Genomic DNA, 22,245 nt, shown 5'->3' on the forward strand with positions numbered 1-22,245 from the left:
GCTGCTTTCTTTCTTTTTTCTGAAGGTAAGGTAAAATGCGGTTACCATGATGATTACCGATAAACTGACTAAGCTGATTAAAGATGCCATATCATTGAATTTTTTTGGTTATACACTACAAATATAGGTTTACAAATCGATAAAACGTCAAAATATACCTGGTATCTGAGCAAAAAGAAGGGTTCGTAAAGACAAAATTCCTGCTGCTCAAAAATAAACAAATTGCTTAACAACTGAAAATGAAAGAGATATAGTGACAGGACAGTAAGAGTGTGGATTTGTTAATAAAATTAATAGGAATTAAAACCAGGGATTTCTTAAATTGTTATAGGTATTAGTTGCAAGACATCCTGATAAAAAAGTCCTGTGAGTGGGTGATCCGCGTAGGGCAGGCACAGCATACCATAACCAGGCAAAAGCCCACTGTTTAAGCAGGGGGCTTTTGTTTTAATTGTACCGTACCCTGATGAAACCATCAGGAGCCAGATTAAAAAAATTATATTGATGAAAACAAACATTTTTTTTACAATCATTTTAACTGCATGCATCACTTTCTCAGGCATTGCCCAGGTAAAAGTAACCGACGCTGAAACTGACCTGAAAAGTATCATGAAAAAATTTGAAGTAGTAGGACTATCGGTAGCCGTGGTTAAAAAAGGGGAGCTGATTTACAGTAATGCTTTTGGACTAAAAGACATAGGAAAGAATACATTGCTCAGCGGCGATGACATCTTCAGGATCGCATCAATCTCCAAATCTTTTTCTGCAACTGCGATTATGCAGCTGGTGGATACAGGGAAAATTGCTTTAAGTGATGACTTTAGTGACCTTGTTGGGTTTAAGGTAAGAAATCCGAAATTCCCGAATACCGTGATCACGCTTAAAATGGTGATGTCTCATACGTCCAGTATCAACGACAGTGAAGGTTATTTTAACCTCGATGTAATCAATCCGGAAAAAAATGTGAACTCGGCTAAGTGTTACAATGATTATGAGCCTGGAAAAGGATACCGGTATTGTAACCTGAATTACAACATGGTGGGTGCGGTGATAGAAAAGATTTCGGGGGAGCGTTTTGACCAATACGTTAAACATCATATTTTAGACAAGCTGGGCTTATATGGTGGATACTGTGTAGACTCGCTGGATGCCAGTCGTTTTGCCACATTGTATGAATATGATGCGGTGTCAAAGAAATTCAATACGGCAGCATCGGCTTATGTTCCAAGGAGCGAAGAGATCAGAAATTATGTAATGGGTTATAGTACACCTGTATTTTCCCCTACGGGCGGAATGAAAATTTCTGCAGTGGACCTGGCAAAATACATGCGCATGCACATGTATTTTGGGAAATACAAAGGTGGCAGGATCATGTCAAAGAAGAGGGCTAAGCTAATGCAGACCAAGGTATCTGATGAGGAAGGTTATGGCTTAGCCATACTGACCACCGAAGATATGATCGCTGGAAAAATAATGAAAGGCCATACAGGGTCTGCATATGGGCTTTATAGTGCCATGTTTTTCCAGCCCGATGAAAAATTTGGCATTGTAATCATTACAAATGGCTGTAATCCTACTTATACCCGTGGTTTTCCGGATCTGACAAGGGCTGCTGTAAATAGTTTATACCAGCATTTCATTAAATAATTGCTCATCATCATTTAATATTTGGAAAGGTAAATTCAAATTATTACGCAACAAATTACTATTATTCCTGTTGTTATTAGATAACAATAGCTATAATTTATGAGGGAGAGACACACCTACCAGACCGGAATTGTTGGAAACTGCGCTTATCTTGCACACATTAACAAAAATACGAATGTAGACTGGCTTTGCTGGCCAAGGTTTGACAGCAGCTTTGTATTTGGCGGATTACTGGACAAGGAAAAAGGAGGAGAATTTTCCATATTGCCAGTTGGTGAGTACCTGTCAAGGCAGTATTACCTGGAAAACACCAATGTCATTTGTACGGAAATCAGCAATCCAGAAGGAAAATACCGGGTCATAGACTTTGCCCCACGCTTTTATCAGTTTGAGCGGTATTATAAACCCCTGATGCTGATCAGGAAGATAGAACCCCTGGAAGGTAATCCGAGGATAAGGGTGACCTGCAAACCTGTGTATGAATACGGACGCAAAAAACAAAGGAGCAGCAGGGGCAGTAACCACATCGGGTTTACCGGAGATGAGGAAGACATGCAGCTGAGCACCAATATTTCATTAAGTTATATTGAGGATGAGAAATACTTTGCATTAAACGAACCCAAATACCTGATCTTAACTTATGGTCACGAGCTGGACGCGCCGATCATCAGCACTGCGGAGCGCTTTTTAAGGGAAACCGTGAAATACTGGCGCACCTGGATCAAACACTCAACGATTGCAGGCTTTTATCAATCCTATGTGATCCGCTCGGCCCTGACTTTAAAGATCCACCAGTATGAAGATACGGGGGCAATTGTGGCGGCCAGTACCACCAGTTTACCGGAATCAGATGGAAGCGGCAGAAACTGGGATTACAGGTATTGCTGGATGCGGGATACCTATTATGTCATTACTTCTTTAAATCATATTGGCCATTTTGAAGAAATGGAACGGTATTTCAATTACATCACTGACATCTCTTTCAGGGACGATGAAAGGTATCAGCCCTTGTTTGGCATTGCGGGGGAAAGGGTACTTACTGAGCGCAAGCTGGGACATTTGAAGGGTTACCTGGGCAACAAGCCGATCCGTATAGGTAATCAGGCCTATGAACACATCCAGAACGATATTTATGGACAGGTATTGGTATCTATGCTGCCTTTATATACAGACCACCGTTTTATCTATTCGGAAAGAAAAGACTCTGAAAAATGGCTGGATTACCTGCTGAAGAAGATAGAACGAACCATTGACGAGAAAGATGCAGGAATATGGGAGTTCAGAAATATTGCCAATACCCATTGTTATACCAACTTGTTTCAGTGGGCAGGTGCCAGTGCAGCCTTAAAAATGGCCAAAACGATAGGCAATAAATTGTATGAAGACCGGGCGCAGCTGTTGATTGACAAAGCCGCCAGACACATAGAGGATTGTTACGATCCGGTGCGTAAAGTATACAACCATGCTGTTGGCAGCGAACACCTGGATGCGAGTACGTTACAGCTGATCCTGATGAACTACTTAGATCCTTCCTCTCAAAGGGCAAAAGATCATTTAATAGCCTTGGAACAGGAATTGAAGGCTGAAAATGGATTGTTCTACAGGTACTTGCATAAGGATGATTTTGGCAAACCTAAAACAACCTTTCTGATCTGTGCTTTCTGGTACGTGGAAGCTCTGGCTTGTGTTGGAAGACTGGATGATGCGATCAGGGAATTTGAATCTATCATTAAATATGCCAATCACCTGTTGTTGTTTAGTGAAGATGTAGACGAGAACGACGGCGGCCAGTGGGGTAATTTTCCGCAGGCTTACAGTCATGTAGGCCTGATGAATGCCGCACATAGAATTGCGATAAAACTGGACAGACCTGTGTTTCTTTAACACAGGTCTTTTAAAAGTTCTCTTACTTCCTTATAATCTTTAAGGTAATACCGGGCAGCTGAGATGTTGCTGCCTACTTTTATGGTGTAAGCCTCCGGGGATAAGGCCTTAAATATATCCTCATCTGTGTGATCATCGCCAAGTGCAAGGATAAAATCCGGATTGTTTTCATACAGCCAGTTTTGTGCAGCTTTACCCTTATTTACTTCAATATTTTTAAATTCAATCACTTTATTGCCAGGCATCATCTGCAGTCCTTTATCGGCGATCAGCATCCGGAGATGATTGATGATCTCATTGGCCCTTAACTCACCAAGACCTTCTTCAGCCTTGCGGTAATGCCATACCAGGGAATAGCTTTTTTCTTCAATAAAAGAGCCGGGCGTACGATCCGTATAGGTCTCTAAAATACCGCTGATCTCCTGTTTCCATTTGTCTGTAAGTAGTGGCAGGGCTTTCCAGTCGGAGTCCTTATATTTCTGCCATGCACCATGTTCAGCAATCATATCCAGGTTTAAATGCCCGAACCATTGCTGCAGGGTCTGGTAACGGCGTCCGCTGATCAGAATTACTTTATTGGCCGGATCGAGGGTTAATCTCTTTAAGATGGCATACAATTCCTCATCCGGAGCGGCCTGGTCAATGTCACCTTTAAAACCCACCAGGGTACCGTCGTAATCCAAAAAGATATACCTGTCTTTTGCCTTTCTATAGGCTGTTGCTATTTGTGCCCTTATGGCTGCAACTGCATGTCTGGTATGTAAAGATTCCTGCATGATTTTTACTTCATTGAGTTTATCCATAAAATTTTTAACCCATAAGTGGATGTTAAATTTCTGCACAATGGCACGCATACTTTTCATTCGCGTACGCTGTTCTTCAGGAGACATGCCAATGGCTTTTACAATGGCCTCCATAACGTCCCCTATATTGTTTGGGTTCACAATGAGGGCATCATTCAGCTCTTTTGAGGCACCAGCCATTTCACTCAAAATCAACACACCATCTTCGCTGCTTCTGGAAGCCACATACTCTTTGCTGACCAGGTTCATGCCGTCCCGCATGGGCGTAACCAGACAAATATCGGCAGTACTGTAAATGGCGGATAGAAATTCGATAGAAAATGACCGGTAAAAATAATGGACCGGTACCCAGTTGATGGTTCTGAAACGGGCATTGATGTTACCGACCAGCTGGTCTATCTGATCTTTCAGTTCCTTATATTTAGGCACAGTATCTCTGGATGGCACGACGATCATGTAAAGTGCCAGCTGGCCAATATACTCGGGATGCAGTTGCAAGAGCAATTCAAAAGCCTGTAAGCGCTGCAGTATACCCTTGCTGTAATCCAGTCTGTCTATGGTAAGGATGGTCTTCACATTTTTCAGGCTGGCTTTAAATGATGCAGTGTATTTGGCTACTTTTTCCGTTCTGGTTAACTCATCAAATTTTCTGGCATCTATCCCCATGGGGAAAGCCTCTACTACGACCTGTCGGTTTTTATAGGATAATATGTTGTCAGACAGGTTACTCGAAGAAAGCCTGGATGCTGCGCTTAAAAAGTGCCTGGCATCATCAAAAGTATGAAAGCCCAGCAAATCTGAGCCAAGCATTCCCGCAATCAGCTGTTCCCTCCAGGGAATAAGCCTGAAGATTTCAAATGAGGGAAATGGGATGTGCTGAAAAAAACCGATGGTCACCGCTGCCTGTGCTGACCTGATGAGGCAGGGCAGGAGCAGCAACTGGTAATCATGTATCCAAATGGTATCCCCAACGCCAAGATGACTTAAAGTTGCAGTTTTAAATTTCTCATTTACAACTTTATAGGAATCCCAATAGTTTTGTTCAAAATTGGCGTAGGTGACCAGGTAATGAAATACCGGCCAGAGTACTTCATTAGAAAAACCTTCATAATAAAGACTGATTTCTTCGTTGGTTAAAAAAACCGGGATCAGATTTAAACCAGCTAGTTTTTCGCTGACTTCAGCCTGCCGGTTTTCCGGAATTTCTATACCCGGCCAGCCAATCCAGACGTTGTTGTTTTGCTTATATACAGATCCTAAACCCGTGGCTAATCCACCTTCGCTAGGGCTGAGCAGGTATTCACCATTTTCTTCTGTAATTTTAACCGGTAAGCGATTCGATACAATTATTGTTTTACTATTTGTTATCATTATTACTTAAAACAACGATCAAATGCGTAAATTGTTTGGATTTTGTTGGTTATTCAGTTAAAACAGCTGATTATTAAGGGGCTTTCTGAGATGGAGCGCTTATAATATTTTTTTTATATTGTAGTACATATTAACAAAAAATATCTCATTTTTGACGCAAGATTAAATTATGGCAATAAATAACTTAAGTAAAGACCTGGCTCCGATTACATCAAGTACGATGGCAGATATTGTTGAGGTCAGGCTAAGAGAATACCTGAAAAAAAAATCTTTTCGTCCGGGTGATGCCTTACCTAAAGAACTGGAACTGGCTGAAGCTTTAGATGTAAGCAGAAATGTTTTGCGCGAGGCATTAAGCCGGTTAAGGATGCTGGGCATGATAGAAACCAAGAAAAAACGGGGGATGATTCTGGCGAGGCCGGACATACTGGGTACATTTGAACGTGTGCTTGACCCGCTGATCATTGATACAGAAACACTTCAGGATATTTTTGAGCTGAGACTGGTACTGGAAATGGGCCTGGCTGACCTGATCTATATCAGAAAAACGGATAAGGACATTGCAGAACTGGAGAATATTGCAAAAAAAGAAATCAACCATGACAACTCATTCCGGATAAAAAATGAAATTGCTTTTCATGGTAAGTTGTATGAAATGTCGGGTAACGATACGCTTAAAAGGTTCCAGATCATGCTGCTCCCGATATTCGATTATGTAGTTACGCTGGAAAAGAAACCGACAAGAGGTAAAGTAAACCACCTGGACCTGGTGCAAATCTTAAAGACCGGCACAAAGGAAGATTTTAAGAAAGGCATGGAAGCACATTTAAAGCCTCACTTTGATCGTTTAAAATAAATTATAATCTTTTAGTGGCATTTAAAAAAGCCTGTAGCTATCAACTACAGGCTTTTTTATTGCATTTTCTTTTTTAATGCGTCTGATATGATATAAAAATATTTGGATATATAGAAAATACTTCACACATTTGATATGTACTACATAACTACTATTTAGTAACCAAATATAATCCTAATTAAACCTGTTATGAAGAAAAAAACATTTATTTTTCTGTCCATGTTATGTTGCTTTTTTGTTGCAACAAAGGTTCTGGGGCAAAATTCTGGCCCGTTGATTTCGGGTAAGGTAAGTTCTGGTGCTGATCGGGAAACCCTGCCTGGTGTAAGTGTCAAGCTAAAAGGTACCAGCATCGGTACGTCTACCGATGCAAACGGAAAATATGCTATAAAACTATCTTCAAATGACGGAATATTGATATTTTCTTACATCGGTCATAAGACCAGGGAAATATCAGTTAATGGCAACACGAAGATCGATGTGGTGCTTGAACCAGATGTGAATACAATGGATGAAGTGCTGATTGTTGGATATACGCAGCAATCCAGGAGTAAAACTACGGCCGCCATTTCCAAACTTTCAGCAGATGAACTTAAAAACACTGCAAATCCCAATCCAGTGCAGGCCTTGCAGGGTAAGATTGCGGGTGTCTCTGTGCCGGTTACTACCGGACAGCCTGGTGTTGGTGCAACAAATATCATCATCAGGGGTGGAACAAAGCCAAATGCATATGGATCAGGTCTGGGCAATAATAATGGAAGTTCGACTGGAGCATCAGATGCCAATAGCCCATTGGTGATAGTGGATGGCGTATTCAGATCTATGAACGACGTGAATCCTGATAATATCGAGTCTATGCAGGTCATGAAAGATGCGGCTTCTACCGCTATCTATGGGGCCAGGGGCGCAAACGGTGTAATTGTGATCAAAACAAAAGGAGGGATGGCAAACAGCAAGATGAGCATTACGCTTAATCACCGTACTACATGGGAAACCCAGGCACGTGATTACGATTATCTGGGGGCGGAAGAATATTTACGCCTGGCGCGTACCACGGTTAAAAATACAGCCGATGCACTGGATAAAAATAATCTGCTGAATAACGGAGGGTTTTCTGCAGGTACAAGGGTATATACCGCTAAAGGGCAATATGGAAAAAACATCAATCTTACTGCCCTTTATGACAATATAGTATCGATAGAAGGTCAGGCTTATGTTGATGGCCTGCTTAGCAAGGGCTGGAAAGTGATGGACGACCCGATCAACCCGGGCACAAGACTATTATATGCCGATAACCACTACCAGGATATGCTGTGGAACACCGGGTTGAGTAACAATGAAAACCTGGGGATCAGCGGAGGAAGTGAAAAATCTGATTATAACTTATCGATGGGGTATACCAACCAGGCTGGTGTGTTTGTAGGTACAAAATACAAGCGTTATGATGCCCTGGGAAATTTCGGTTTCAAAGCAGCAGATAATTTTCGGCTGGACGTGATGCTCAACTACCAGAATGTAATGCCCAATTATGTAGATGCTTATCAAAATGACCTGGTACGGGCAGTGCGGATTACCCCGCTGATCCGTACGTTTAAAGATGATGGGAACCCCATGCCGGGAGAGCTGTATACGGTTCGTAACCGCTTCCATACTTTAAAATACGATGACATGCGAACGTCAACGGAAAGATTGGTGTCAAGGGTTGCCGGTGATCTGACCATTATCAAAGGACTACATTTTAAACCTTCGTTTTCTTATCTGAAGGATGATTACCAGGAATTGTTTATGAGAAAAGGAACACCGGCTGATGAGATCCAACCGTCCACCCAACGTCAAAAAACGGATTACACCAGAAACTCCAGACAGTTGATGATTGATCAGGTGTTACAATATGATTTCAGCCTGAAAAATGAACATAACTTCATGGCGCTGGCTGGGGTTAACTATACCAGAAATACCAATCATATTGCCAGTCTTGGTTCTCAAAGAGGCTCTAATGATTATATTTATACGATAGACGAGCCATCTACAACGATAATTAATGGGGTAGTGGTTACCAATGTGACCAATTTTGCTACCTCGTTAGCCGAGACTAGATCTGCCAGTGCATTCGGGCAGTTTAACTATGACTATAAAGCCAAATATTTACTTACCGGTTCTTTAAGATATGATGGCTTCTCCAATTTTACCCCTGACAACAAATATGCATTTTTCCCTTCTGCATCAATAGGGTGGAACATCCATAAAGAGGACTTCTGGAAAGTAAAAGTGATCAATGCACTTAAGCTGAGAGCCAGCTGGGGTGCTGCAGGGCTTAGCGACCTGAATCTTACCGATACCTATGGTGGTTATGCCTCAGTAATCTCAAATGTAACCGCCAATTACGGTCAGAGTTCAGGTATTTTACGCGCTAATCTCGCTAATCCAAATCTAAAATGGGAATCTACAGAAACTACGGATCTGGCTTTTGATGCTTCGTTCTTTAACAGTCGCATTAACCTGACTGTGGATTACTACAACAAGCTGACTAAGGACAGGCTGGATTCTAAACCATTGCCTGCTGAATCTCCTTTTGCTTCAATTACCTTCAACAATGGTGAATTGCGCAACAGGGGGGTAGAAATAGAGTTGGGCGCTTCCATTATTAAAATAAGGGATTTTAACTGGAATGCCAATTTCTCCTTCTCTTATAACCAGAGTATGATCACCAAACTTCCGGCCAACGGACGTTTAAAAAACAGACAGGGTGGAGACCTGGTATTTGATCCTGCGTCGAACGCGCTGGTAGAAAGAGGTGGATTCGCGGAGGGTGAACGTCCTTTTCCAATCTATGCTTATCAGGTTAAAGGAGTTTTTGCTACCGATGCCGAGGCAGCCGCCTGGAATGCCAAAATAAAAGACAATCTAGCCTCCCCACAGGGGATAGCTGTAGGGAAACGCGGGGGTGATTTCATTTTTGATGATGTGAATGGGGACGGGGTTATTGATACCAAAGACCAGGTATTTATGGGTTACAGAAATCCCAACAAAATGGGAGGCATGCAAAACACCTTTAATTACAAGAACCTCACTTTAAGGTTTACCATGGATTATGCATTGGGCCATCTGATCAGCAATGGTGCACTGGCACGCTCACTGGGACAGGGAAGGGCCTTTAATGAAGGAGCACCTTCCATTGCGCTTGGTCCGGACATCTGGCAAAATCAGGGAGATACAGACAAAAAATATGCCCGCTTTTCTTTTGCTGATTTCGATTTCGGACAACGCAATTACCTGCGCAATGGAACAATTGGAAATAACAATGGCTACAATTCTGATGTATCTACGATGTTTTCAAAAGGTGATTTCCTTGCTTTTCGGGAAATTTCAATTGCCTACGACATTCCTAAAAAAGTACTTCAGAAAATCCATGCTTCCGGGCTGAATATTTTTGCTACAGTTTATAACGTTGGTTATTTAACCGCCTATGAAGGATTGAACCCTGAAGTATATACTGGTTTTGATCCGGGTGGTTATCCGAGACCAAGGCAATTTTTACTGGGCGCAACATTAAAGTTCTGATCCAGGTAACAAATCAGTTTTCTTAAAAAAATCAATTATGAAAAAGACAGCAATAACCATCATATCCGCCATTTTTTTATCTGCCTTAAGTCCGGGCTGTAAAAAATTGCTGGAGGTAACACCTCAATCCAGCATTACTGATGCCGTTTTCTTTAAAAACGAGAATGATTTTGAGCCCTACGTTACGGGAATATACACTGCCATGCGTACGCTTTCCAATGATATTGTGTATGGTACAGAAAGAAGTGAAGAACTTGTGGCCGCATTAAATTCCAGATTTGGCGTTTCCTGGACACAAATCATTACACCTACATCCGGAGCGATCAATTACAACAACTGGTATAAAGGCATAGGGAATTGTAACCTGCTGCTTGCAAAGATTGAGAGCTTTCCGTTTTCCTCCAATCCCGATCTTAAAAAGCGTATTTTAGCAGAAACTTATTGTTTAAGGGCTTATTTCTACTTCCATTTAACCCGGATTATAGGTGATGCACCTATTATGCTCGATGCCATAGTAGATGAAAATGTGCCTTTATTGTCCAGATCAAAAGCCACCGATGTAATGAAGCAAATCCAGGGGGATCTTGATCTGGCCATTCAGAATTTCAGTAGTATTGCTACTTTCTCCAAAAGCGCCTACCCTTCAAAATACCGTTTCGCTTATGGATCAGCAATGGCGCTAAAAGCTGATGCTTACCTGTGGAGTGCAAAAGTACTAAACGGTGGAGATGCTGATTTTAACAGTGCAATTACAGCCATAACAGAAATAGAAGCTTCGGGATTGATCCTGAACCAGGATTATAAAAATGTCACTGGACTCCGGGCATCAGCCAATACGGAAATAGCACTTGCCGCCTATTTTCAAAGAGATGAGATCTCCAATAATTATGGCCTGAATGCATTACCTTATTTAACCGGTGTACAGGGTGCATTAAATCTGAACCAGATTCCTTATGCGCAAACCACGGTAAACGGGCAGGGTGCTTACCAGATCAGTCCGAAATCAAGAGCATTATTTACCAATATCAATGACAAACGCATCCCTTATACCTGGATCACGGAAATGCAGCCTTCCGGTCCAAAGATTTCCTGGATCACCAAATATCCGGGCAATGTATATCCGGACAGCCGTGTTTCAGATAATGACATCATTATTTACAGGTTATCGGATATTTTCCTGATGAAAGCAGAAGCCTATGCAGCACTGAACAACATTCCAAAAGCCTTGGAATACCTGAATAAAGTAAGATTCAGGGCAGGTACAGGTGATTATACCACTTCTACATTAAAAGCCGATGTGGAACGCGAAATTTTGGATGAACGGGGCAGAGAACTGTTTTTTGAAAACAAACGCTGGTATGATCTGGTCAGGTTCCATAAAGGCGGAACCATCAATGTCTATACCTATGTACCAAATCTTGTTGGCAAAACCACACCATTGTTCTGGCCATTAAATACTACTGTATTTGCAAATAACCCGAACATTAAACAAACTGAAGGTTATCCGTTAAATTAACATACACCTATAAATGACCCCGTTAAATGCAACAGAAATATATGGCAACTGGGCAACACTATTGTTGCCCCTTAATGCCGACGACAGCATCAATTATAATCAGCTGGAAGCAGAAATTGACACCCTCATTTCTTTTAAAGTAGATGGCATTTACTCCAATGGAACTGCCGGTGAATTTTACAATCAGACGGAAGAAGAATTTGACTGGGTAAATCGTATCCTGGCATCAAAATGCAATGCTGCTGGTATGCCATTCCAGATTGGCTGTTCGCACATGAGTCCGGAAATATCCAGACAAAGACTACAAAGGGCCAAATTATTGGAACCATCGGCCATCCAGGTGATCCTGCCAGATTGGTTTGTGCCAACTATGCCGGAGATCATTGATTTTTTACAGGTAATGGCCAAAATTGCTGATCCGATAGGACTGATTTTGTACAATCCGCCACATGCCAAAAAGAAGTTGTTGCCTAAAGATTTCAGGGAGATACTGGAAGCCGGGATTCCTTTAGCAGGCTGCAAAGTTGCCGGAGGTGACGAACAATGGTACCAGGAAATGAAAAATCTGCCCGTATCTTTTTCCGTATTTATTCCGGGTCATCACTTGGCGACAGGCATTTCAAGAGGTGCACATGGGGCCTATTCCAACGTGGCCTGTCTAAATCCTCAGTTTGCACAGCAATGGTACAATAGCATCATCAGCGGAGACCAATCGGCATTTGAGCTCGAAACCCGAATTCAACGGTTTATGAACGAGTGCATTGTGCCTTATATCACCGATCAGGGGTATGCCAATCAGGCGGTAGATAAATTTATGGCTGCCGTTGGCAACTGGACACCTATCAGCACCCGGCTGCGCTGGCCTTACCGCTGGATACCACAGGATCAGGTATTGACTGTCCGGAAAAAATGCGAAGAAATCCTACCCGAAATTTATAATATGTATTAGTTCCAAACTTAAACCAAAACTATGTCCTTTTTTACCAGACTAAACCACAGATTATTCGCGCTTAAAACCTGTTCGCTGGCCATTGTTGCTTGTATTATCATGATATGGATGAACTACGGCTGCAAAACACCAAAGCATGCCGGTTCAAAAATATTGTTTGACAGCAGCAGCGTTTTTGCTCCTGGCGGAGCCTATGCCTCTATGCGTATACCAGCCCTGATAATGAGCAAAAAGGGTACACTGCTTGCATTTTGCGAAGGTAGGGTAGGAACGGCAAGTGACTGGGCCGATATGGACCTGCTGATGCGCAGAAGTACGGATGGCGGAAAAACTTGGGAACCGAACGTCATTATTGCTGCCAGAAAAAATGGCGAGCCTACCAGTAATGCCACCCCGATAGTAGACCAAGACGGAACCGTCCATTTGTTATACCAGCGCGACTACGCCCGGGCTTACTATACTTCTTCAAAAGATGACGGAAAAACCTGGAGCCAGGCGACAGATATCACTTATGCCTTTGATGCTTTTAAACCCGAATACGACTGGAAAGTACTCGCCCCAGGACCAGGACATAGTATCCAGTTAAAAAATGGCCGTTTGTTGGTGCCGGTATGGCTCAGTAACCCAGCTAAAATGCTGCCAAGAAGGAGTCATGCACCATCCTGCATTGCAACCATTTATAGCGATGATCTGGGCAAGACCTGGAAAAGAGGTGAAATCATAGCTGATAACAATCCCGATTTTAAAAACCCCAGTGAAACCATGGCCATCGAGCTAAAAGATGGGAGGGTAATGGTGAACATCAGGAACGTAACAGAAAAACACCGCAGAGGTATCAGCTATAGTAAAGACGGAATTAGCGGCTGGAGCAAACCGGTTTTTGACGAAGCATTATTTGAACCGGTATGTATGGCGACCATTGCACGCCTGCCCAAAAACATGGGCGGTGGTATCCTGTTCATCAATCCGGATAGCCGGAACATCATTAAGTACCCCCGTAAAAATCTGACCCTGAAGATCAGCAATGATGAAGGCCAAAGCTGGCCTGTAACAAAAATTATTGATCCTGGCACTTCAGGATATTCGGATGTGGCCATTGGTACAGACGGAACCATATATTGTCTATATGAAACCAATGCAGACCCAGGCAGGAACTTCAATTACAGCCTTGTTCTTAAACGCTTTAATCTAAACTGGGTTAAGGAAAAATCGTATTAAATAATGTTCAATTATTTGGAAAATCCGATTTAATATTCCATATTTGATCTTGTAAATATGTTCTACATAACAACTAATTAGAACTATTTACAACCAAACCAAAATAAACTGTATAACCATATAATCAATGCTGTTTGATTTAGTAATAGACTAGACCTACACCAGTAGGTGATGGTGTGTTAGTAAACGACGAGCGAAATTAATGAGCTGGGATGAAAAAAACCAAACCAAATTTCCTTATCCTATACGTCATATTGACCGTATTTGGAATGTCCTGTTCAAAGGAGTTTGAAGAGCATTACAATCCTTCTAAACGAATAGACAAAAACATCGTTGAGATGCTGAGCGAGGATCCGGATTTTACAGAATTCGTTAAGATGATTGATAAGCTCGGCTTACGGAAAACGCTGGGTGAGGGTGCTATATATACTTGTCTGGCGCCAAAAAATGAACATGTTGAGGAATATTTCAGAAGTAAAGGGTACGCATCGATTGACATTGTGCCTGAAGTTGAACTTCGGGAGTTCGTGAATGGCCATTTTATTAACGGCATGTACTATAAGTATGACATAGAAAAAAGGTATAAAGATGCAGTCGGGGGATTAAATCCTACAAGAGCTACCTATTACACCACCCGTGCAGAAGCGGCGATACCGGCCAAATCTATACGGATTTTTACGCCATCGTTTTTTAGTGTACAGCAAGATGATTATAAAACACTGTTTGGGACAACCGGAAATGGGTTTATGGTTGAAACAGCAAGGATTTCTGATATGAAATTTGATATAGACGCGAACAATGGGGTAATACACGTACTTGAATCTACTTTGCCGATCCAGCCTCGGATAGACAAGGCTATTGCTGCCGATCCGCAGGTTTCAATCTTTAACTCCTGGCTGAACGCTCATGTCAAGTATGTCCTGGGGCCGAAAGATGAATTCGGCTGGGTGGATACCACGCTGATCAAATCGTATGAGCTGAGCAGGAACCTGGCAAATGAAGCTACACGCTCTACCTTATTCGTACCAACAGACCAGGCCGTAATGGAATATTTCGAACCTTATTTGCCTGACCTGTATAACACCATCGATTCTATTCCTAAAGTTATTAAAACGGAGATCATTGCAGGTGCAGCACTAGTTGCGGATATCTGGTTTAAGAGCGACGTTGCCCGGAACAATCCGGAACTTCGTACAACCACTTATCCACAGGTTATCACTGCTCTAGCACCGAAAATTATAGGTTCCGTGCCTTCCAGCAATGGGGTAATTTTCAAGCTAAACAAGTTTATTGAACCCCCAAAGCTGCACAGCGTGGAGGGCGGGGTATACATGAGGAAGCGCTATTATGGACAGTGGAGCTGGATGTTTGAAAAAACCGACATGGAGGAGGGTTTGACACATGGACTGGCCTATCAGCACAGTGACAAAACCATCTTGTTGCAGCCGGATGCGGTATGGGGTTTTCCGCTGGCGGAAGATATGGACGCAGACACCCGCTTGATCAAAATTCGTGAATGCCGGGCAGGTATTCTGAATATAAATGTGATGAAGGACGGCGGGCTTAGAAGAAGGTATTATCCAACCGAGTTTGGATTTATTTATTATGAAAACGGCAAATTTACGGATTATACCGGAAAGTCTGTGTCATTACTGACACCGAAGCCGACATGGGAGCGTAGTAATGGGGCCATATTTGAAATCGATGGATTTTTGACACCGATGGATAAGCTCGACCTGACGAAAACGGTGTATGCAATGGTGGAAAAAGATGCGCAACTTTCCCTGTTCAAAGATGCCATCATCAAAGCCGGATTAAATGGAGAATTGAATTTAACCGGGTTCTTTACTTACACCGTACTTGCGCCTACAAATACTGCGCTGCAAACCGGGGGGATATCTGTTCCAGCGATGAACGCAGACCAGGCCCGGGCATTTGTCAACAAATACATCATTCCTAACAGGTATGTGTTTACGGATGGTGTATTTCAGGGGGATGTGCCGGATAAGGCAGGGAATTTTTTGACCGTTACAGGTTTATGGGGAAGTTTCTCGGTAAGCAATGCTGCAGGAAAGTCAGTGAAACCCGTAACCGCCAATCTACAGGGATCCAATGGTGTTATCCATAAAATTAACCAGGTTTTTTAAAGTTGTACTGATTTACAAATGAATAAAATGTTACGAAAGATTTTCATTCTTACCGGTTTGCTGTACAGTCTGTGTATTGGAGTTTATGCGCAGCAGACGGATGTCATTAGCGGGATTGTTTACGACGAATCCAAAAAATCTCCTTTTCCAGGTGTAACGGTTATGCTTGTGAACCGGAATAATCTGGTTCTCACCGGAATTACCACCAATGGCGATGGTAAGTTCCGCTTGAAGAAGACAGCCGAAGCCGATAAAATTGTCTTCTCCTATGTAGGCTATAAGACACAGGAATTTTCTATAGGAGGAAAAACAAGTTTTGAGGTTATACTTATGGGGGGTTATGGTGAAATGGACGAGGTAAAAATTGTAAGCCAGCGTAGCGAGAAGGCTGATCTGGGCTTTATGACGATTGATAAGAAAGAATCAAGCAGCGCGATAGCCTCTGTAAACCTAGCTGAATTAAGAAATTTGCCTGTCACTTCTGTTGAGCAGCTCATACAGGGCGCCGCGCCCGGACTTCAGGTTGTGGCGGCCAGTGGAGATCCCGGTGCTGCTGCTTCCATACGGATCAGGGGTATTTCCAGTATTTCCGGCATCAATGATCCTTTGTGGGTGATAGACGGCAGAGAGGTAATAGGGAATGATTACAAGGTAGAGAGTATTACCGATTTTGGTTTTAGTCCGATTGGTGATATTGATCCAACTGATATTGAATCTATCGATGTATTGAAAGATGCTTCTGCTACTGCCCTTTATGGTTCCAAGGGCGCAAATGGGGTGATTGTGATCCGTACCAAGCGCGGTAAAAAAGGCAAGCCGGAGTTTTCATTTACCTCTAAACTTACAATGACCGAGGTACCAAAGACGATTCCTATGATGTCTGGCGACGAGCAGCGTATTTTCTCTATAGAAAGTTACCGGTCTGGAGTGGACGACGGTAGCTTCCTGCAACAACTGCGCGGCGATCTGACCAGACGAGATGCGTGGCAGTACAATAACAATACTGACTGGATTGATGTCATCACCAGAAATGGGTATTACCAGCAATACAACACTTCGCTAAGTGGCGGTGGTGAGCGGGTGAGTTATTACTGGGGTGTGGGCTATACTACTCAATATGGCACAACTAAAGGGACCGGCTATGACAGGTTTAACAACAGGTTTAATCTCGACTATAAGGTTTCGGACAGGCTCAAGGTATCGGCAGAACTTTCTTACATCAACTCAATGACTGACAAACGGGGACAACAACATCCGATTAATGAACAGGGGGCGATCGATTTTACAACCAATGAAATATCGCCAATGTTGTATGCCCGTGAAATAGGGGCATTCTATCCGGTGTATTCAGAAAATGGATTGGATTATTTTGTGCAACGCACGGATCCTGTAACTTATACCTCGCGCTACAATCCTCTGGCCGTAATCGACTATTCAACTTATTTAACAAAGTCGAACCGATTTATGGCTTCGACAGTAGTAGACTACAAAATATTAAAGAACCTTGACTTTCGCACTCAGATTGGGGTTGATTTTCGGGAATCCGGGGATGAGTACTTTCTTCCTGGTTATGCCACGGCATCAATTCCGGGAGAGGCATTGTTTAATGCCGGACTTCAGGCCGAAGGCCATCAGCTGATGATCAACAATAACAGCAGGTTGATCTGGTCGGCGATAAATAAGACCAACCACCGGCTAACGGTAGTTGGGGTGATGAACCTGACTTCCGACAGTGACAATTCGACAACGATAGCCTACAGCAATGGGGCTTCGCCGAAGCTACGTTCTTCCGATGCATCTGCGGTCATATCAAGGGCTTCCGGAGGTTTTGGTGACCGAAGAAATATCGGAGCTTTCATCCAGGGGCATTATGCGCTTAAAGACCGTTATTTCCTTACGGCGACCGGAAAAATGGAAGGAGATTCCAGGTATGGTAAAGACAATTTATATACAGTTTTCCCCGCTATAGGGGCATCCTGGGAAATGACTAAAGAAGGTTTCCTTAAAAATACCAAATGGATCAGTTCATTGAAGCCGCGTTTTGCTTTTGGAATAACAGGTAACCTGCCGAATGTAACGAATTTATATGACGTAGCCTATTCGACCGGTACTGGCTATTTGGGAGAGACCTATACTTATCCTTCTAAGTTTGCGTACGATAATATCAAGCCGGAGAACACTACAGAATACAATTACGGATTGGACATTGAATTGTTTGACGCCCGTATCCGCGGACAAATTGATTATTATACCAGAACAACAACCGATCTTTTGTTAAAAGAAACGCTATCATCCACATTAGGGTATGAAACACAGTTTGTTAACTTCGGAACTTTACGCAACAGCGGATTTGAATTTGGTCTCAACGCGGTTATCCTGAAAGGCGGTGCAAAAGCATTGCGATGGAGTTCGTTTTTTAACATTGCAACCAATAAAAACAGGCTGCTCACTTTGCCTGACAACCTGGATGAAGGAGCATTTACAACTACCAAAGAAGGTTTTACCTCTAAATTGAAAGCAGGAGATGTGGTCGGCGGATTTTATGGGTATAGGGCAAAAGGTGTTTATCCCACTGATGCCGATGCCATATTGAGAGAGAAAGGGGGAGATATTATTTATGAAGCCGATGGATTGACACCCAAATATATGCGATATGGTTCAAATACCGGTCATCAGTTTAGAGGTGGGGACATGGTTTATGAAGACATCAATGGCGACGGCATCATCAATGAACTGGATAAAGTTCAGATTGGTGATGGCAACCCTGTTGCTTTTGGCGGCTGGAACAACAGTTTCACTTTAAAAAACTGGATGCTTCAGGTCAACTTTCAATATCAATACGGCAATGATGTCATTAATCTGAGCAGGAAGAACCTGGAAAAAATGCATGATTCACGAAATCAAGCCCAGTCCGTAACCGCCCGCTGGAGAAAGCAGGGAGACATTACAGACATGCCACGGGCAGAGCGGCTAGCTACCTGGAACCAGGAGGCCTCCACCAGATGGGTAGAAGATGCTTCTTATCTGCGTTTGAAAACAGTATCCCTTACCTACAATTTTAGTAATGAGCTAACCAAAAAACTAGGAGTAGGTATAAGAAACATGAGCGTATTTCTTACCGCTTATAATCTATATACCTGGACCAATTATCTGGGTATCGATCCTGAAGTACCGATCACAGGCAGCGTGAATATGTTTGGGATCGATAATAACATCACCGCACCTGCAAGACAGTATACCTTCGGACTTAGGCTCTCACTTTAATTTGAAAGACGATGAAAATATTAAATACGATAAAATATGCAGCTCTGGGCACTTTACTTATCCTGTCCGGATGTACTAAGTTTCTGGACGTAGATGTTCCGGACAACCTGGTCAAGGACAAATTCTGGCAAAACAGGGAGCAGGTGTATTCCTCCCTGATGGGTCTGTATACATCACTCCATACCTGTCTGGGAAATTTTCAGGCATGGGGAGATATCAGATCAAGTTTATATGCGCCTGGTCCGAGTACCAATTTCTCAATCAGCCACAGCCAGTTTATGGAGCACGATATTTATACCAATAACGGTTTGTTGTCCTGGACAAACCAATATAAGGCCATAGGATGGATCAATGCTTTTATTAAAAATGCACCAACCGCTCTTAAAAACGATGTAAATTTTAGTGAGGCAGAATTAAAAACAATGCTTGGGGAAGCTCACGGACTCCGGGCACTGGTTTATTTCTATCTGGTGAGGTCGTTTAAAGAGGTGCCTCTAGTAAAAGAACCTTATGAATCTGACACGCAGAACTTAAATACCGCCCCCTCATCTGAAAGTGACGTGCTTGATTTCATTGAAGAAGATCTGGAGCTGGCTATAAAAGATGCACCCGCGACATTTTCTGATACCAGGGAGCGATATGGACGTATAACGAAGAATGCTGCCCGTGCGATCATGGCCGATGTGAAGCTTTGGAGGAACGATTATGCCGCCTGTATCGATTTGTGTAAAACCCTTGATGGCACCTATGCCAATACCCTGGTCAGGCCTCAGGATTGGTACAATATATTTTATCCTGGAAATTCTTCCGAGTCAATTTTTGAATTCCAATACGGTTTACAAGGTCCTTCTTCACCGTTATATAACTGGTTTGCCATAACGGAGGGTGCTACAGCAACCTATTCTGCCAATTTTACCAATATCAGGATAAATTCGGGCGATTTGTTGTATCCGAGTACCATGCCGGACAAGCATTTCTCAGCAGATACCATCAGACTGAAGAACTATAGCGCCTTTACCATACCATCAGCCGGATCAACAGCTGAAGTATATAAGTTTTTAGGGCAGTCGCCTTATCAGCGCGCTTATCGCCGGCAAAATGACCGTGTCTCCAATTATATTTTCTATCGCTACCGGGAGGTTTTATTTATGAAAGCTGAAGCTTATGGCATGCTAGGACAATATGATGAAGCAGAAAAAGTAATCAACATCATCCGTGAACATTGCGACCTCCCGGCGCTTACACCTGGTGAAAGTGGAATAGGCACAGAATTTTTCAACCGGCTACTGATGGAACGTGAGTTTGAACTCGGCTTTGAAGGAAAAGAATGGTTTGCCGCAGTACGCATTTCCAGGAGACCCGGTTATACAGATGTTTTGGTAGAGAAAGCTGCAACCAACAACGCGCTGGGGCGCCCTTATCAGGTAATCCGGGCCAGGCTGCTCAATATGGAAAGCTGGTTTTTACCCTATAGCCGGATTGAAGTAGACAACAATCCCCTTTTGCCACAGAAGGATTTTTATAAAAGCAAATAAATTAATGTCAACTAAAGCATAAAGACATGAAACAGTATATAAATTGCCTTTTTCAGAACAGATGGACGGCATGTAGCCACCTGATCATTGCCGCCGTCATGTTGTTTGTATTTCAGGGGTGTAAGCCAGAGTTTTCTGATGCCAGATACGATGACAATGATGAGCTTCAGATTATGGACTATATAGACAACAGGCCAGATCTGAGCACCTACAAAGAGATGGTAGATTATGTGAAGAAGCGTAGCTTACTGAAAACCGCAGGAACATATACGGTGTTTGTGCCCACAAATGCCGCATTCGAAAAGCTTTTTACCAGGCTGTCATCCGGTGGCAGCAAAGTCAGCTCAATTAAGGATAAATCGCCAGAGTTCTGGTCAAATTATTTCGGTTACCATTTACTGAATGCAAAGATCAATACCAACACATTTGAGCCCGGACCTATTGTTACGCCCACAGAGTTTAATAAAAAATTTTTGATTGCAGATATCAGAGATTCCTATAACGCTATTAAACTGAATAACTTTTCGACCATCAGTGAATCGAATATAGAAATGAGCAATGGTTATATCGACATTGTTGACGAAGTGCTTAGTCCGCCGGTAGAAACCATTTATGAAACACTCACAAAAACTGGGCAGTACAACATTATGCTCGGGATCTTTGAAGAAACAGGGCTTACCCGGTATTTGAAGGACAGTACAATTACGCTGATCGTTGAACGGGATGAGGTATTACAGAGAAATAATTTTGACAAAAACGCCATTGCCAACCTAAGTAACTGGGCGGCTTATCACATTATCCCTGATTCGGGATATTTTTTAAATCAGCTGACCACAGAGCGCATGTATCCAGTGTATAAAAAAGAAGCATTGACCTTTACCGTCGATAGCAAGGGTCAGTATTTTATGAACACGAGCTTTAAGTTTGACCAGTCGTTAGCATTTGGCATAGACCGGATAAGCCTTAATGGAGTTTATCATTCCATCGACAAAGTTGTGGAAATAGTAGCAGCCGTACCGGCTCCCATCCGGTTCAACCTTTTTCCTCCAAACAGTAATTATGGTGTGCAAAATGTGTTTGCCCAGACCCCTGCTAAAATCGTGCTCAATAACGGAACCCAAAGCTACCACCAAAATAAAGAGCTGAAGATCGTGGCCTTTGACGCCCAGCAGGTTGGAGATTCTTTTTACCTCACCATTCCGGAAGTACCGGCCGGGCGGTACAACATCCGCATTGTGCACCGTACGGGCACCAGGGGAAAATTTATTACCATTTATAACGGAGCTATCGTAAAAGACAATATAGACCTTGCCAAAGGCGATGGCACCTGGCCAGTATACAATTATTACATCTATAACAATTGCGGGTTGATCAACGTAGAGAGCCGGTCAGATGTCAAACTCACCTTTGCACTTACCGCTTTTGCTACTGGAAAGAAAGGCGATTATTGCTGTGATATATTAATGGACGCAATTGAACTGATACCTGAATAGG

The 22,245-nt window shown here is 42.7% G+C and carries 12 protein-coding genes; 11 read left to right on the forward strand and 1 reads right to left on the reverse strand.

Features of this window, described 5'->3' with window-relative positions:
- Window positions 1–504 precede the first annotated feature (504 nt).
- Window positions 505–1,647: a serine hydrolase domain-containing protein gene (locus R2Q85_RS10935; protein ID WP_316811820.1), complete on the forward strand. Its 1,143-nt coding sequence runs from the start codon at window positions 505–507 to the stop codon at window positions 1,645–1,647.
- Window positions 1,648–1,746: 99 nt separating this feature from the next.
- Window positions 1,747–3,531, forward strand: coding sequence for a glycoside hydrolase family 15 protein (locus R2Q85_RS10940; protein WP_316811821.1), 1,785 nt, complete (start codon window positions 1,747–1,749; stop codon window positions 3,529–3,531).
- On the opposite strand, the gene R2Q85_RS10945 is transcribed toward R2Q85_RS10940, so the two are convergent.
- The gene (locus R2Q85_RS10945) at window positions 3,528–5,705 is read right to left on the reverse strand and encodes a bifunctional alpha,alpha-trehalose-phosphate synthase (UDP-forming)/trehalose-phosphatase (RefSeq protein ID WP_316811822.1); all 2,178 of its coding nucleotides are present in this window, start codon (window positions 5,703–5,705) and stop codon (window positions 3,528–3,530) included. The genes R2Q85_RS10940 and R2Q85_RS10945 overlap by 4 nt on opposite strands.
- A gap of 169 nt (window positions 5,706–5,874) precedes the next feature.
- On the opposite strand from R2Q85_RS10945, the gene R2Q85_RS10950 reads away from it, so the two are divergent.
- The 9 genes from R2Q85_RS10950 (at window position 5,875) to R2Q85_RS10990 (ending at window position 22,244) form a co-directional block, all read left to right on the forward strand.
- Window positions 5,875–6,561 (forward strand): FadR/GntR family transcriptional regulator, encoded by a 687-nt coding sequence (locus tag R2Q85_RS10950; protein ID WP_316811823.1) that lies wholly within the window; start codon window positions 5,875–5,877, stop codon window positions 6,559–6,561.
- Between the two features lie 189 nt (window positions 6,562–6,750).
- The gene (locus tag R2Q85_RS10955) at window positions 6,751–10,122 is read left to right on the forward strand and encodes a SusC/RagA family TonB-linked outer membrane protein (protein ID WP_316811824.1); all 3,372 of its coding nucleotides are present in this window, start codon (window positions 6,751–6,753) and stop codon (window positions 10,120–10,122) included.
- Window positions 10,123–10,159: 37 nt separating this feature from the next.
- Window positions 10,160–11,638, forward strand: coding sequence for a RagB/SusD family nutrient uptake outer membrane protein (locus R2Q85_RS10960; RefSeq protein ID WP_316811825.1), 1,479 nt, complete (start codon window positions 10,160–10,162; stop codon window positions 11,636–11,638).
- A 13-nt stretch (window positions 11,639–11,651) separates the two neighbouring features.
- A complete protein-coding gene (locus R2Q85_RS10965; protein ID WP_316811826.1) occupies window positions 11,652–12,587 on the forward strand; it encodes a dihydrodipicolinate synthase family protein in 936 nt (311 codons plus the stop codon).
- Between the two features lie 21 nt (window positions 12,588–12,608).
- A complete protein-coding gene (locus R2Q85_RS10970) occupies window positions 12,609–13,805 on the forward strand; it encodes a sialidase family protein (protein ID WP_316811827.1) in 1,197 nt (398 codons plus the stop codon).
- A gap of 212 nt (window positions 13,806–14,017) precedes the next feature.
- Window positions 14,018–15,952, forward strand: coding sequence for a fasciclin domain-containing protein (locus tag R2Q85_RS10975; RefSeq protein ID WP_316811828.1), 1,935 nt, complete (start codon window positions 14,018–14,020; stop codon window positions 15,950–15,952).
- A 27-nt stretch (window positions 15,953–15,979) separates the two neighbouring features.
- Window positions 15,980–19,216, forward strand: a complete 3,237-nt coding sequence (locus tag R2Q85_RS10980; RefSeq protein ID WP_316811829.1) for a SusC/RagA family TonB-linked outer membrane protein — start codon at window positions 15,980–15,982, stop codon at window positions 19,214–19,216.
- 11 nt (window positions 19,217–19,227) lie between these two features.
- A complete protein-coding gene (locus tag R2Q85_RS10985) occupies window positions 19,228–20,751 on the forward strand; it encodes a RagB/SusD family nutrient uptake outer membrane protein (protein WP_316811830.1) in 1,524 nt (507 codons plus the stop codon).
- Window positions 20,752–20,777: 26 nt separating this feature from the next.
- Window positions 20,778–22,244, forward strand: a complete 1,467-nt coding sequence (locus tag R2Q85_RS10990) for a fasciclin domain-containing protein (RefSeq protein WP_316811831.1) — start codon at window positions 20,778–20,780, stop codon at window positions 22,242–22,244.
- Window position 22,245: the final 1 nt, after the last annotated feature.

The sequence above is a fragment of the Pedobacter heparinus genome (genome assembly GCF_032678725.1).
In the GTDB taxonomy this organism is placed as follows: Bacteria; Bacteroidota; Bacteroidia; order Sphingobacteriales; family Sphingobacteriaceae; genus Pedobacter; species Pedobacter heparinus_A.